At 77.9% G+C, this 14,860-nt stretch carries 4 protein-coding genes; 3 read left to right on the forward strand and 1 reads right to left on the reverse strand.

All coding sequences use genetic code 11. The features are described from left to right. Nucleotides 1-41: 41 nt before the first annotated feature. Nucleotides 42-1,049: a serine aminopeptidase domain-containing protein gene (locus HNR21_RS16755; RefSeq protein ID WP_182705937.1), complete on the forward strand. Its 1,008-nt coding sequence runs from the start codon at nucleotides 42-44 to the stop codon at nucleotides 1,047-1,049. Here HNR21_RS16755 and HNR21_RS16760 read toward each other — a convergent pair. Beyond that, a complete protein-coding gene (locus HNR21_RS16760) occupies nucleotides 1,046-3,187 on the reverse strand; it encodes a hypothetical protein (RefSeq protein ID WP_182705938.1) in 2,142 nt (713 codons plus the stop codon). The genes HNR21_RS16755 and HNR21_RS16760 overlap by 4 nt on opposite strands. A gap of 276 nt (nucleotides 3,188-3,463) precedes the next feature. On the opposite strand from HNR21_RS16760, the gene HNR21_RS16765 reads away from it, so the two are divergent. Beyond that, nucleotides 3,464-10,441 (forward strand): type I polyketide synthase, encoded by a 6,978-nt coding sequence (locus HNR21_RS16765; protein WP_182705939.1) that lies wholly within the window; start codon nucleotides 3,464-3,466, stop codon nucleotides 10,439-10,441. Next, complete coding sequence (locus tag HNR21_RS36385; protein WP_182705940.1) at nucleotides 10,438-14,817, forward strand: beta-ketoacyl synthase N-terminal-like domain-containing protein; 4,380 nt, start codon at nucleotides 10,438-10,440, stop codon at nucleotides 14,815-14,817. Before HNR21_RS16765 ends, HNR21_RS36385 begins: the two co-directional genes overlap by 4 nt. Nucleotides 14,818-14,860: the final 43 nt, after the last annotated feature.

Genomic DNA, 14,860 nt, shown 5'->3' on the forward strand with positions numbered 1-14,860 from the left:
CAACGCACCTGACCCGTCGTGAGGGGAGTTGAACACCACTCATGATCACTTCTCCCCGGAGCCTGCGTTCGGCGGTGGCCAACGTCACCGCGAAAGCACTGCGCGGCCAGGTCGCCGACCTGCGCCGCACACCGGCGGACCCGATCGGGAAGGCCGCCGGGCACCCCCTCCTGGGCTACCGGTCCCCGGAGTGGCTGGTGCCCGCCGGGCCGCCGGTCCTGTTCGTCCCGTCCCCGGGCGCGCCCGCCCGCTGCTTCGACCTGCGCCGCGGCGGCAGCCTCGCCGAGCACGTGGTCGGCACGGGACGGCTGGCCTACCTGCTGGACCACCGGCCCGCGGCGGCCGCCGGCCCGGCGGACCTGCTGGCCGACTGGGCGCTGTCGGTGCTGCCCGCGGCCGTCCGGGAGGTGAGCCGGGACGCCGGCGGCCAGCCCGTCCAGCTCGTCGGCTGGGGGCTGGGCGGCGTGCTGGCGCTGCTGGCCGCCACCGACACCGCCCTGCCGATCTCCTCGATAGCGGCGATCGCCCCGACCACCGCGCCCCGCCGGGCCCGCTCCGCCGACCGGCTCGCCGGCCTCGAACGGACGGTGCGGCGCTCGTACAACACCGTCACCCGGATCGACGACCGCGACTACCTCGCCCAGCGGGAGGCGGTGGACCGCTTCCTGGAAGCCCTGGAGGCCCACCCGGGCCGCGACCTCACCGACGCCTGCGCCGCGCTGCTCGCCGAGGCCGACCTCGCCGGGGAGGGGATCACCCTCGGCGGCCGCCGCCTCGACCTGGCGGAGGTCAAGGTGCCGGTGCTGGCCGTCGCCGGGAGCGGCGACCGGATGGCCCCGCCCCGCGCGGTCCACGACCTGACGCGCGCGCTGCGGTCCGCCCCGCAGGTCCGGTTCGAGATCGCCCACGGCGACCACCTGGGCGTGCTCACCGGCCGGGCGGCGCGCCGGACCACCTGGTCGCACCTGGACCGCTGGCTCGACGAGGGCATCCTGCGGCACGGCATCCGGCCGCACCGCCGCCAGGCCGCCGCGGGCGCCGGCCGCTAACCCCGTCCGGCGGCGGCCTCCGCGGTCCCGGCCGGCTGCAGGGCCTGCGCGCCGGCCGCCAGCGCCAGCGGCACCGCCACGACCAGGGCCAGCGCCAGCACCGCCATGCCCGAGTCGTTGACCAGCGTGCCGACCACGGCGGTGGCCAGCGCGCCCATCAGGCCCGCCCGCAGCAGCGGGGCGTGCGCGTACACCTGCTCCAGGGCGGGCGCCCGCATCCGGCCGGGCCGCCGCAGCATCATGAACAGCAGCACCAGGGCGGCCACCGCGATCGGGGTCAGGGTGGGGTTGAGCATCGTGCCCATCATCGCGTTGAACTTGCGCTCCACGGTGGGCACCGCCTCGCCCGCCAGCAGCTCGCCGAAGAACCGGCCCAGATGGGTGCTGCTGCCGCGCCGATGGTCCAGGTAGGCGATGGCCAGCACCAGCACGCCGCCGACGCCGCAGAAGGCCCCCAGCCGCAGCACCGAGATCCGCCTGCCCGCCACCATCATCGCCGCCACCGCCAGGCCCGGCACGATGGCGATCACCCCGCCGAAGTCCGCGCCCCACAGCGGCAGCCCGTCCAGCGCCATCGCCAGCAGTCCCAGCGTCACCACGGCCGTCACCGCCCACCGGCGGGCCCGTTCCCCGTCACCGCGTTCGGCGCCCTGGTCGACCAGCCACTGCGCCAGCCCCGCCCCGGTCAGCAGCACCGAGGTGGCGAACACCGAGAACGCGATGTTGCCCAGCCCGTAGTAGCGCCCGCCGACCAGCGGCGAGTACCCCATCAGGCTGTAGAGCTGCAGTTCGGTGCCGGTCAGCAGGTCCAGCCCCACCGTCGCGGCGGTCACCGCCGCCACCACCGTGCCCGGCCCCAGCAGGCTGCGCCGCCACGGCCCGGCCAGCGCCAGCGCCACGATCAGCGCGTCGAACGCGGCGATCCCGCCCAGCAGCGTCAGCCGCGGCGGCCCGCCCTGCCACCACGGCAGCAGGTTCACCAGGTACGTCGACACCGGCACCGCCGCGCAGGCCAGCGCCACCACCCGGGTGACCGCCAGCACCCGCCGCCGCCCGCCCCCGTCGTGGGCGCGCCGCAGCAGCAGCATCGCCAGCACGTAGAACGCGACCTGCGAGATCACCAGCCCCAGGAAGAACCGGGGCAGCACCGACTTGTAGGTCTGCGCCGCCACGTCGTGCCGGGCCAGCGCGGTCACCCCCGCCGTCCCCTCGGGCCGCCGCCCCTCGCCGCGCACGGGGGTGCCGATCAGCTCGGCGGGCGCCGCCAGGCCCGCCGCCCGCAGCATCGTCGCCGTCACGTCCGGGGTGATCACGATGCCCCGGCGGCGGGTCGAGTCGGAGATCAGGTAGCCCCCGGCGGGGACGCCAGGCCCGGCGGCGATGGCCACCCGCAGGTGCGGCCCGGCCGCGGCGGGGCCGTCGGAGATCCCCGACACCAGCACCGTCGTCCCGGGGGGCGTCTGGGCCAGCACCCGCCCCAGCGCGGCGTCGGCCCGGCGCGCCGCCGCCGCCCGCGCGTCGGCGTCCCGGCCCGCCCGCAGCAGGTCGTCGACGTCCACGACGGTGACCGCGCACCGCCCCGGCGTCCCGGCCGGCATCCGGTCGGCGGACGGCGCGTACACGTCGACCTTCCCGCGGGAGTCGGCCAGCGCGAGCGCCGCGCCCGGCCCCACCGCCGTCGTGCAGCCGCCGGAACGCCGTACCGTGTCGCCGAGCAGGCCGACAGGGGCGCGGAAGTGGGATTCGGCGTTGCTGTGCCGCGCCTGCGCGAACCCGGTGACCACCGCGCCCTGTCCGGAGACCCGGGGCGCCGGGGGCAGGGCGTCGCACGGACCGGAGGGGCGGGATGCGCGGGCCCCCGCCGACACGGTCAGCCAGCCGTCGATCGGGCAGGCGACGGTGCCCAGCGCGCGGACCGACTGGGCCCCGGCCGACCCGGCGCGGGCCAGCCGCCACAGGTGCGGGGTGGTGCGCTCGCCGAGGTCGTCCCAGTGCAGCGAGGGAACGCCGACCAGCAGCACCCGGCCCTGCGGAGCGTCCCCCTGCCGCGCCCCCTCGGCCGCCTCCGCCGCCGCCGGGAACGCGACCGGCCAGACCAGCGCGAGCACCGCCAGCAGCAGCACGCCCACTCCGCGCACGAACACCTCCGCATGTCCTGTTCGCGGCATGGGGCACGCCGCGTGATCGGCAGCGACCGTACAGCGAACCTTTCGGCGGTTGGGAGACATTCGGGCAACATCACGCCAACCGGGCGGTGTCCTGTAACCGACCGGTGGGCGGCGGGTCAAGTGACCCCCCGGGACGCCCGCAGGGCGTGTCGCCGGGGTGATCGGATATTCACCGACAGTAATCTTGCGCAGCGTCGCGGGCCTTGCCTGCGACGGTGGGACACAGCGTGACGTCGGGGGGCGTTGATGGCCGCGGACAGGACCGCCGAGCGCGATCTGATCATCGGGGTGGCCCCGTTCGGGCCGCCCTCGGCCCGGCTGGCCGTCGCCGTCGCGCGGGCCGGCGGCCTGGGCGCGCTGGACCTCGGGCACGACCGGGAGACGGCGCTGACCGCGCTGGAGCAGGTGTGCCGCTGGTGGAACGGGCCGTTCGCGGTCCGTATCCCCGCCGGCTGCCCGGTCCGGCCCGAGGAGCTGCCCGAGCAGGCCGCCACCATGCTGGTCGACGCGCCCGCGCTGACCGCCGCCCAGCCCTACATGCCCGGCCGCCGGCTGCTGGTGGAGGTCGTCGACGCCGCCGAGGCGCGGGCCGCGGTGCGGATGGGCGCCGACGGGCTGGTCGCGCGCGGCTGCGAGGCCGGCGGCCGGGTCGGCGAGCTGACCACGTTCGTGCTGCTGCAGCGGCTGCTGGGGGACCCGGAGTCGGCCCGGCCGGTGTGGGCGGCCGGGGGGATCGGCCCGCACACCGCCGCGGCGGCGGTCGCGGGCGGCGCGGCCGGGGTGGTGCTCGACGGGCAGCTCGCCCTGGTCCGCGAGATGGACCTGCTGCGCGAGGTGGCCGCGGCGATCGCCGCCATGGACGGCACCGAGACCCGCGTCGTCGCCGGGCACCGCGTCCACGCCCGCTCCGGCCCGCCGGCGCCCGACACCGACGACCCCGCCCGGATGCACGCCCGGCTCGGGGCCGGCGACCTGCGGGGCCGGCTGCTGCCGATCGGCCAGGAGGGCGCGTTCGCCGGGCCGCTGGCCGATCGGCACAAGACCGCGGGCGGCGTCGTGCAGGCGGTCCGCGAGCAGATCACCGCGCATCTGTCCGCCGCCGTCCGCACCGAGCCGCTGGCCTCCCGCGACGGCGTCCACCCGGTGCTGCAGGCCCCGATGGCCTGGATCAGCGACGGCGCCGAGTTCGCCGCCGCCGTCGCCCAGGAGGGCGGCGTCCCGTTCCTGGAGCCGGCGTCGATGCCCGGCGACGAGGTGCGGCGGCTGCTGGCCGACACCGCCGAACGGCTGGCGGGACGGCCGTGGGGCGTCGGGCTGTCCGGGTCCGCGCCCGAGCACGTCCGCGCCGGGCAACTGGCGGCCGTCCGCGACGCCCGGCCTCCGTACGCGCTGATCGCCGACGCCGACCCCGCCCGGGCCGCGCGGCTCGAAGAAGCCGGGATCGCCGCCTACCTGCAGGTGTCGTCGCCGGGGTCGCTGGAACGGCTGCTGGCCGAGGGCGCCCGCCGGTTCGTGTTCGAGGGCATGGAAGGCGGTGGTCATGTCGGCTCCCTGGCGGCCTTCCCGCTGTGGGAGACCCAGGTGGAACGGCTGCTGGCGTTCGCCGACGAGCACCCCGGCGCCGCCGGCGACCTCTGCGTGGCGTTCGCCGGCGGCGTCCACGACGAACGGTCGGCCGCGATGATCGCCGCGCTGGCCGCCCCGCTGGCCGAACGCGGCGCCGACGTCCGCGTGCTCATGGGCACCGCCTACCTGTTCACCCGTGAGGCGGTCGCGGCCGGGGCGATCGTCCCCGGCTTCCAGCGGACCGCCCTGGAATGCGACCGCACCGTGCTGCTGGAGACCTCCCCGGGCCACGCCGTCCGCTGCGCCGCCACCCCGTACGCGGCCGCGTTCGAGCAGGCGCGGCTGGACCTGACCGCCGCCGGGATGTCCCCCGAGGACATGTGGGCCCGGCTGGAACGCCTCAACCTCGGGCGGCTCCGCCTGGCCGGCCGGGGCCTGCGCCGCCGCGACGGGGAACTGGTGGAGGCCGGCGAGGAGGAGCAGCGCCGCGAGGGCCTCTACATGATCGGCCAGGCCGCCGTGCTGCGCTCCCAGGTCACCACCATCGCCGCCCTGCACGAGCAGGTCAGCGACGGCGCCACCCGGCTGGTGGCCGAACGCGCCCGCACGCTCGGCCTGGACGCCGGGCCCGCCCCCGCCGCCGAGCCGCTGGACATCGCGATCGTCGGGATCGACTGCGTCCTCCCCGGCGCCCGCAACGCCCACGAGTACTGGACCGGCGTCATCACCGGCTCCGACGCGATCACCGAGGTCCCCGCCGGGCGGTGGGATCCGGAGGTCTGCTGGGATCCCGAGAGCCGGGGCGGGGACCGGACGCCGTCCAAGTGGGGCGGGTTCCTGCCGGACGTGCCGTTCGACGCGGCCGGGCACGGCGTCCCGCCGACTTCGCTGGGCGGCGTCGAGCCGGTGCAGTTGCTGGCGCTGGAGGTCGCCGCCCGCGCCCTGGCCGACGCCGGATACGCCGACCGCCCGTTCGACCGGTCCCGCACCGCCGTGATCTTCGGCGCGGACGCGGGCGCGGACCTCGCCACCGCCTACGGCACCCGTGCGCTGCTCCCGCAGCACTACGGCCGGATCCCCGACGGGCTGGACGAGCGGCTGCCCAGGCTCACCGAGGACTCCCTCCCCGGCGTGCTGCCGAGCATGATCGCCGCGCGCGTCGCCGGCCGGCTCGGTCTCGGCGGCGCCGCCTACACCGTCGACGCCGCCGGGGCCGCCTCCCTGGCCGCCCTCGGCGCCGCCTGCCGGGAGCTGACCGCCGGGACCGCCGACATGGTGCTGTGCGGCGGCGCCGACCTGCACAACGGCATCACCGACTACCTGCTGTACGCGTCGGCGGGGGCACTGTCGCCGACCGGCCGGTGCGCCCCGTTCGACGCCTCCGCCGACGGGACCGTGCTCGGCGAGGGCGTCGCCTGCGTGGTCCTCAAGCGGCTGGCCGACGCCGAACGCGACGGCGACCGGATCTACGCCGTCGTCAAGTCGGTCGGCGCCTGCGCGACGGGGCGGCGGCCGGCGCTGGACCGGGCCTACGGGGCCGCCGGCGTCGACCCGGCCCGGGTCGGGCTGGTCGAGGCGCACGGCACCGGCGTCCCGGACGACGACCGCGCCGAGCTGGCCGCCCTCACCGAGACGTTCGCCGGAGCCGAACCCGGGCAGGTGGTGCTCGGCTCGGTCAAGTCCCGGATCGGGCACACGCGGTGCGCCGCCGGGCTGGCCGGGCTGATCAAGGCCGTCTGTGCACTGCACACCGGGGTCCTTCCCGGATCCGGCGACCTGCGCGAGCCGATCCCCGACTGGGATCCGCGGACCAGCCCGTTCTCCTTCGGCGGCCGGACCGCCCGGCCGTGGGCGGCCGCCCCCGCCGACCGGTACGCCGGGGTCAGCGCGTCCGGGTTCGGCGGCGCGCACTTCCACACCGTGCTGGCCGGGTACGACGGCGCGCCCGAACCGGTGTCCGGGGTCGCCGCATGGCCCGCCGAGCTGTTCCTGGTCCGCGGCGCCGACCGGGACGCCGCCCGCGCCGAACTCGACCGCCTCGACGCCCTGCTCGCCGCGCACGGCCCCGCCGTCCGGCTCCGCGACCTGGCCCGCACCGTCGCCGAACGCACCGGCGACCCGGTGCAGGTCGCCCTGGTCGCCACCGGCCCGCGGGACCTGGCCGACAAGATCGGGCACGCCCGCCGGTTCGAGTCCGCGCCCGGCGTGTTCCCCGCCGCCGGGGCCGGGCGCGGGCAGGTGGCGTTCCTGTTCCCCGGGCAGGGCGGCCGGCGGCCCGGGATGCTCGCCGACCTGTTCGTGGCGTTCCCCCGGCTGCAGCGGCTGCTGCGGCGCGGCGACCGGCGGTACGCCGAGGCGATGTACCCGCCCGCCTCGTTCACCGACGAGGACCGCGAGCGCCGCCGCGCCGCCCTCACCGACACCCGCATCGCCCAGCCCGCCCTCGGCATCGCCGGGATAGCCGCGTACCGGCTGCTCACCGAACTCGGGGTGCGGCCCGACATGGCGGCCGGGCACGGCTACGGCGAGCTGGTCGCGCTGTGCGCCGCCGGGGTGTACGGGGAACGCGACATGCTCGAGCTGAGCGCCGCCCGCGCCGAGGCGATCCTGCGGTCCGTCCGCGACGCCGGGGCGGGCGACCCCGGGGCGATGGCCGCCGTCGCCGGAACGCCCGAGGAGGTCGCCGCCGCCCTCGACGAGGTCCCCGGCGTGGTCGTCGCCGGCCACGACGCGCCCCGCCAGGTGGTCATCGCGGGCCCGACCCCGGCCGTGCGGGAGGCGGTGCGGGCACTGGCCGCGCGCGGGCTGGCGGCCGAACCGATCCCGGCGGCGTGCGCGTTCCACAGCCCGCTGGCCGCCGGGGCGGTGATGTCGCTGAGCGTGGAGCTGGCCGGGCGGGCGCTGTGCTCGCCGGCGTTCCCGGTGTGGTCGAACGCCACCGCCGCCCCCTACGACAGCGACCCCGACCGGCTGGCGGCCGCCCTCGCCGAGCAGGCCGCCGCCCCGGTCCGGTTCGTCGAGCAGGTCGAGGCCATGTACGCCGCCGGGGCCCGGGTGTTCGTGGAGACCGGGCCGGGACGGGCGCTGACCCGGCTGGTCGGCCGGATCCTCGGCGACCGGCCGCACACCGCCGTCGCGTTCGACCGGTCCGCCGACCCCGCCGTGCGCGGCGGCATGCCGGGACTGCACGGGCTGCTGCTGGCGCTGGCCGAGCTGGCCGCCGCCGGGGTGGAGGTGGACGCGCTGCCGCTGTTCACCGGACGCGACGCGGTCGCCCTGTCGCCCGACCGGCCGCCCGCCCGGCCCGGCTGGATCGTCAACGGGCACCTGGTCCGCACCGTCGACGGCGACCGCCCGCCGGGCGGGCCGCGCCCGGTGGAACGGGTCGCCCCGCCGAGCCCGCCCGCGCCCGCCGGTCCGCCCGACCGGGACGCCGCCGTGCTGGAGTTCCTGCGCGCCACCCGGGAGACGCTGGCGGCGCAGCGCGAGGTGATCCTCGGCTACCTGAACGGGCGGGTGCCGGACCCGCGCCGGGACCCCACCCCGGTCACCGCGCCCGACGTCCCGCAGCCCCGGCAGGAGCCCGAGCCCGACCGGTCCGAGACCCGCGGTGCCGCGGAGACCGCCGTTCCCGCCGCCCGGACCGGACCGGGCCTGCGCGCCGAGGTCCTCGCCGTGATCAGCGCCCGGACCGGCTACCCGGAGGAGATGCTGGGCCCCGGCCTGGACCTGGAGGCCGACCTGGCCATCGACTCGGTCCAGCGCACCGAGATCATCGGGTACCTGGCCGACCGGATGGGGCTGACCCGCCCCGGCGGCGGCGTCGACGGGCCGGTCGCCGAACGGCTGGCCCGCATCCGCACCATCGACGAGATGGTGACCTGGCTGGACGGGCACTTGGGCGACCGGCCCGACACCCAACCCGACACCCCGTCCGACACGCGGTCTGCCACCCAGCCCGACATGAGGCCCGATGCACGGTCCGGCACGCGACCCGGCGCACGGTCCGGCGCACGGTTCGATGCGCGGCCCGACGCCCAGCCCGACGCGAGGCCCGATACCCGGCTCGATACCCAGCCCGACATGAGGCCCGGCACGCGACCCGATGCGCGGCCTGATGCGCGGTCCGATATCCAGCTCGACGCGGGGCCCGATGCCCAGCTCGACATGAGGCCCGATGCGCGGCCCGGTACGCGGTCCGACGCACGACCCGACGCACGACCCGACACGAGGGCCGACGCGCGGTCCGACGTTCCGGGCCCGCGGGCCGTGCCGCCGGTCCGCCATGTCGTGCGGACGGCCGAGCCGCCGCCCGCCGCCGGCGACCCCGCCGCGCTGGCGAGCCTGCGCTGCGTGATCGTCAACGACGGCCGCGGCATCGCCCCCGAACTGGCGGCCCTGCTGGACCGGCACGGCGCGCACGCCCGGATCGTCTCCGACACCGACGGCCGGGCCGACGCGGTGATCCACCTCGCCGCCCTGCGCCCCGGCTGCCCGCCCTCCCTGCCCGGCGCGTACACCGGGATCCGCGACACGCTGCTGGCCGGCACCGGGCGGCTGCTGCTGGCGACCGGCGCGGGCGGGACGTTCGGCCACCGCCTGGACGGCGGATCCGACCCGGTCACCGGGGCGGGCCTGCCGGGGCTGGCGCGCACCCTGGCGCTGGAGTTCCCCGACGTCCCGGTCCGCGCCGTCGACCTGCACCCCGACGACGACCCGCGGGCGCTGGCGGCCCGGCTGCTCGCCGAGCTGACGGACGGCGCCGGTCCCGTCGTCGTCGGCTACGACGGCGACGTCCGCCGCACCCTCGAACTGGTGCCGCGGGAACTCGCCGCCGACGACCCGCTGCCGCTCGACGGCGACTCGGTGGTGCTGCTGACCGGCGGGGCGCGCGGCATCACCGCCCGCGTCGCCCGCGCCCTCGCCACCGCCACCGGCTGCCATCTGGAGCTGGTCGGCCGTACCCCGGTGCCGCGCGGGCCGGAGGACCCGGCGACCGCGGCGGCCGCCGACGAGACCGCGCTGCGGCACCTGCTGGCCGGTGACGACGACCGCGGGCCCGCCCGGACCGAGACCGCGGTCCGGCGCATCCTGGCCGCCCGTGAGCTGCGCGCCACGTTCGCCGAGCTGGACGGGGTGGCCGCGTCGGTGCGCTACCACCGGGTCGACGTCGCAGACCCGCAGGCGGTGCGGACGGCCGTGCAGGACGTCTACGCCCGGCACGGGCGGCTCGACGGCGTGATCCACGGCGCCGGGATCGCCGAGGACGCCCTGGTGGTCGACAAGGACCCGGCCTCGTTCGCCCGGGTGTGGAACGCCAAGGCCGGCGGCGCCCGCGCGCTGGCCGACGCGGTCCGCCCCGACATCGGGTTCTTCGTGGTGCTCGGCGACGCCGCCGGGCTGCTCGGCGGCCGGGGGAGGGCCGGTCACGCCGCCGCGGCCGACGCCTGCGGCACCCTGGCCCGGTTGTGGCGGCGGCGCATGCACGGCCGGGTGCTGGTCGCCGACTGGGGCCCGTGGGCGGCCGGCGAGCCGGACCGCGAGGACACCGGGCACGACATGCCCCCGCTGGACCCGGACGCCGCCGTCGCCGCGCTGCTCCGCGAGATCGCCTCCGGCACCGAGCCGCAGGTCGTCCTCACCGGAGGCGCGCTGTGACCCCGATCGCGATCGTCGGCATCGGCGCGGTCTTCCCCAAGGCAGGGACGGCCCGCGCGTTCTGGAGCAACATCCGGGCGGGCGTCGACGCCATCACCGACGTTCCGCCGCACCGCTGGGACCCGGAGGTCTACTACGACCCCGGGTCCTACGCCGGGCCGCCGGACGGCGACCGGTTCTACTGCCGGCGCGGCGGGTTCGTGGACGACCTGGCCACGTTCGACCCGGCCCGGTTCGGGATCACGCCCGCCGCCGTGGACGCCATCGAACCCGACCAGCTGCTGGCGCTGCGCACCGCCGCCGAGGCCATCGCCGACGCCGGCGGGGAGGAACGCCTCCCGGACCGCTCCCGCGTCGGCGTCGTCATCGGCCGCGGCGGCCACCTCACCCCCGGCCTGGCCCGCTACGACCAGCGGGTGCACACCTCCCACCAGCTCGTCGCCGTGCTCGCCGACCTGGTGCCGGACCTGGACGCCGAACGGCTGGAACGGATCCGGCGGGCGTTCTGCGCCAGGCTCGGCCCCGACCGGCCCGACGTCCCGGCCGGGCTCGTGCCCAGCCTCGCCGCCTCCCGCATCGCCAACCGCTTCGACCTGCGCGGCCCCGCCTACACCGTGGACGCCGCCTGCGCGTCGGCGCTGGTGGCGGTCGAGCACGCGGTGCGGGCGCTGCGCTGGGGCCAGTGCGACGCCGTGCTGGCCGGGGCCGTCCACCACGCCCACCACGCCACCGTGTGGGGGCTGTTCAGCCGGCTGCGCGCGCTGAGCCCGAGCGAACGGATCCGCCCGTTCGACCGGTCCGCCGACGGGACGCTGCTGTCGGAGGGCACCGGGATGGTGCTGCTCAAGCGGCTGGCCGACGCCGAACGCGACGGCGACCGGATCTACGCGGTGATCCGCGGGATCGCCTGCGCCAGCGGCGGGCGCGCCGCGGACCTGCTGAGCCCGCTGCCCGACGGGCAGCTGCCGGCGGTGCGGCGGGCCTGGCGGGACGCCGGGCTGGACCCGCGCGACCGCGACGCGGTCGGGCTGATCGAGGCGCACGGGACCGCCGCCCCGGACGGGGACGGCGCGGAGGTGCAGACGCTGCGCCGCGCGTTCGGCACCGGCGGACCGCCGCTGGCGCTCGGCACGGTCAAGTCGATGATCGGGCACGCCATGGCCGCCGGCGGCATCGCCGGGCTGATCAAGGCGGCGTTCGCCCTGCACGAGGGGATCCTCCCGGCGACCCTGCACGTCGAGGACCCGCATCCCGGGCTGGCCGGCACCCGGTTCCGGCTGCCCGCCGAGTCCGTCGAGTGGGAGGCCGCGCCGGGCGTGCCGCGCCGCGCGGCGGTCAACGCGTTCGGGTTCGGCGGCGTCAACGCCCACGTCGTGCTGGAGGAGGCGCCCGCCTCGGTGCGGGTGCGGCGGTCCGCGCACCGCGTCACGGTGGCCGGGAACGACGGCGGGGGAGTGCTGCGGCTGGCCGCCGAGAGCCCCGCCGCGCTGGCCGCGCTGCTGGACGAGCCCGACGACGTCCTGATCGCCAAGGCGGGCACGGTCACCGGCCGCGGCCCGTGCCGGCTGGCCGTCGCCGCCCCCACGCCCAAGAGCCTGGCGACGGCCCGCGCCGTCGTCGCGCACGGCAGGCCCTGGCGGGGCCGCGGCGACATCTGGTTCACGCCCGAGCCGATGCTGGCCGAGCGGGGCGGGGTGGCGTTCCTGTTCCCGGGGTTCGAGCCGGTCTTCCGCCCCCGGATCGACGGGATCGCCGCCCGGTTCGGGCTGCCCGGACCCGAGCTGACCGGCCGCGACGACCTGGCCGGGCGCGCCGCCGACGTGCTGGCGGTGGGCCGGCTGCTGGCCGCCGCGCTGCACGCGATGGGCATCGAGCCGGACGCGGTCGCCGGGCACGGCATCGGCGAGTGGACCGCCATGATCGTCACCGGCATGTACCCGGCCGAGGCCGCCGAACGGTTCTGGGCCGGGCTGGAGGCCGACCCGCCGGAGGTCCCCGACGTCGTCTACGCCGCGCTCGGCTGCGGCGCCGAACGGGCCGCCGAGGCCATCGCCGGCGTCGACGGGGTCACCGTCAGCCACGACAACTGCCCCCACCAGTCGGTCATCTGCGGGGTGCCCCGCGCCGTCCGCGAGGTGCTGCACCGGCTCGGCGCCGAAGGGGTGCTGGGGCAGGAGCTGCCGTTCCGGTCCGGGTTCCACAGCCCCGCCGCGGCGGCCTACCTGGACCGGGTGTCGTTCGACGGGCTGCGGCGGCCGTCGGTGCCGCTGTGGTCGGCGACCACGGCCGCGCCGTTCCCGCAGGACCCGGGGGAGGCCCGCGCCCTGGCCGTGCGGCACCTGCTGGAGCCGGTGCGGTTCGGCGAGCTGATCGAACGCCTCCACACCGACGCCGGGATGCGGGCGTTCGTGCAGGTCGGGCCGGGCAGCCTGGCCGGGTTCGCGGCCGACCGGCTCGGCTCGCGCGAGCACCTGGCCATCGCCGCCAACGTGCCGGCCCGCGACGGCCTCGCCCAGCTCGCCTGCGTGGCCGCCGCGCTGTGGGTCGACGGGTACGGCCCCGACCGCGCCGAACCGGTCGCCGCCGCCCCCGTCCCGCCGCCGCCCGGGGTGCGGCTGGACCTCGGCACCCCGCTGGTCCGGCTGGCGGGGGCGGTGCCGCCCCTGACGGTGACGGAGACCGCCGGGCGCGCCGAGGCCACGCCGCCCGCCGAGCAGGCCGAAGACCCGGTGATGGCCGAGTACCAGGCGCTGATCCGGGAGGCGGCGGCCGGGGCGACCGCCGTGCTGGAGGCGTTCGGCCGCCGGTCCGCGCCGCCCGCCCGGCCCGTCGCCGAGGAGCTGACCAGGCGGCGGGTGTTCTCCCTGGAGACCATGCCGTACCTGATCGACCACTGCGTCGTGGCGCAGCGGGCGGGCTGGGCCGACCCCGCCGACCGGTTCCCCGTCGTCCCGCTGGCGACCCTGCTGGAGGTGATGGCCGACGCCGCCCGCGAACTGCTGCCCGGCCAGGTCGTCACCGGGATGGCGGACGTGCGGGCGCCGCGCCGGGTGGTGGCCGCGCCGCCCACCGGGGCCGCCGTGCACGCCCGCCTCACCGCGCCCGGCCGCGTCGAGGTGACCATCGACGGCTACGCCGAGGGGACGGTGCTGCTGGCCGACCGCTACCCGCCGCCGCCCGCGCCCGACCGGACCCCGCTGACCGGCGAGGGGCCGCCTCCCGTCACGGCCGAACGGTTCTACAGCGAACGGTGGATGTTCCACGGCCCCCGCTTCCAGGGCGTACGGGAGATCGACGCGCTGGCGGGGGACGGGCTGCGCGGCGGGCTGGTCGCGCTGCCCACGCCCGGCGCCCTGATGGACAGCGCCGGGCAGCTGTGCGGCCACTGGATCCAGGTGTACGGGGATCGCGACCAGGTGGTGTTCCCCACCGGCATCGAACGGGTCACCTGGTACGGGCCGCACCCGGCCGAAGGGGAGCACCTCGGCATCACCGTCTGGAACCGGACCGTCTCCGACGACACCATCCGCTGCGACGCCGAGCTGGTCGGCTCCGACGGCGCCGTGTGGGCCCGCATCGACGGCTGGACCGCCCGCCGCTTCCACACCGACGAGCTGCTGTGGCGGATGCGGTTCACCCCCGAGCTGTCGGGGGTCGGCGAGCCGCAGCCCGGCGGCTGGTGCCTGGCCCGCCGCCGCTGGGGCGACGCCTCCTCCCGCGACCTGCTGATGCGGCACTACCTGTGCGCCGCCGAACGCGCCGAGTACGAGGCGCTGCCGCCGCACGCCCAGGGACCGTGGCTGCTGGGCCGGATCGCCGCCAAGGACGCCGTCCGGCACTGGCTGTGGGAGCAGGGCCACGGCCCGCTGTTCCCGGCCGAGCTGACCGTCCGCGCCGACACGACGGGCACCGCGGGCGGGATCGAGGTGACCGGCCCGTTCACCGATCGCCTCCTGGTGTCGGTCGCCCGCTCCGCCGACCTGGCCGCCGCGCTGGTCCGCCCGGCCCCCGGTCCGGCCGGCATCGAGCTGACGCCGGTGCCCGCCGACGAGTCGGCGGTGGCGGAGCTGGAGCTGACCGAGGAGGAACGGGTCCTGCTGGAACGGCTGGCCGCCCGCCCGGAGGCCGACCGCGCCGCGGAGGCCGCCCGGCTGCGGGCCGCCAAGGAGGCCGCCGCCAAGGCCGCGGGGACCGGGCCGCACGACGTCGTGGTGGGCGCCGCGGACGGCGACCGGCTGCTGGTCGTCGCCGGGAGCTTCGCGGCGGCCGTGCGGACCTGCGTCGTCGACGGGCACACGGTCGCCTGGACCGTCGCGGGACAGCCGCCCGGGGAGGGCCGTCCCCCCGTACCCGACACACCCGACACACCATCGTGAGGAGCCGAGCACATGCCACCCACCCCTGACGCGCACGCCGAGG

Origin of the sequence: Thermomonospora cellulosilytica, from assembly GCF_014138835.1 — a bacterium.
Lineage (GTDB): Bacteria > Actinomycetota > Actinomycetes > Streptosporangiales > Streptosporangiaceae > Thermomonospora > Thermomonospora amylolytica.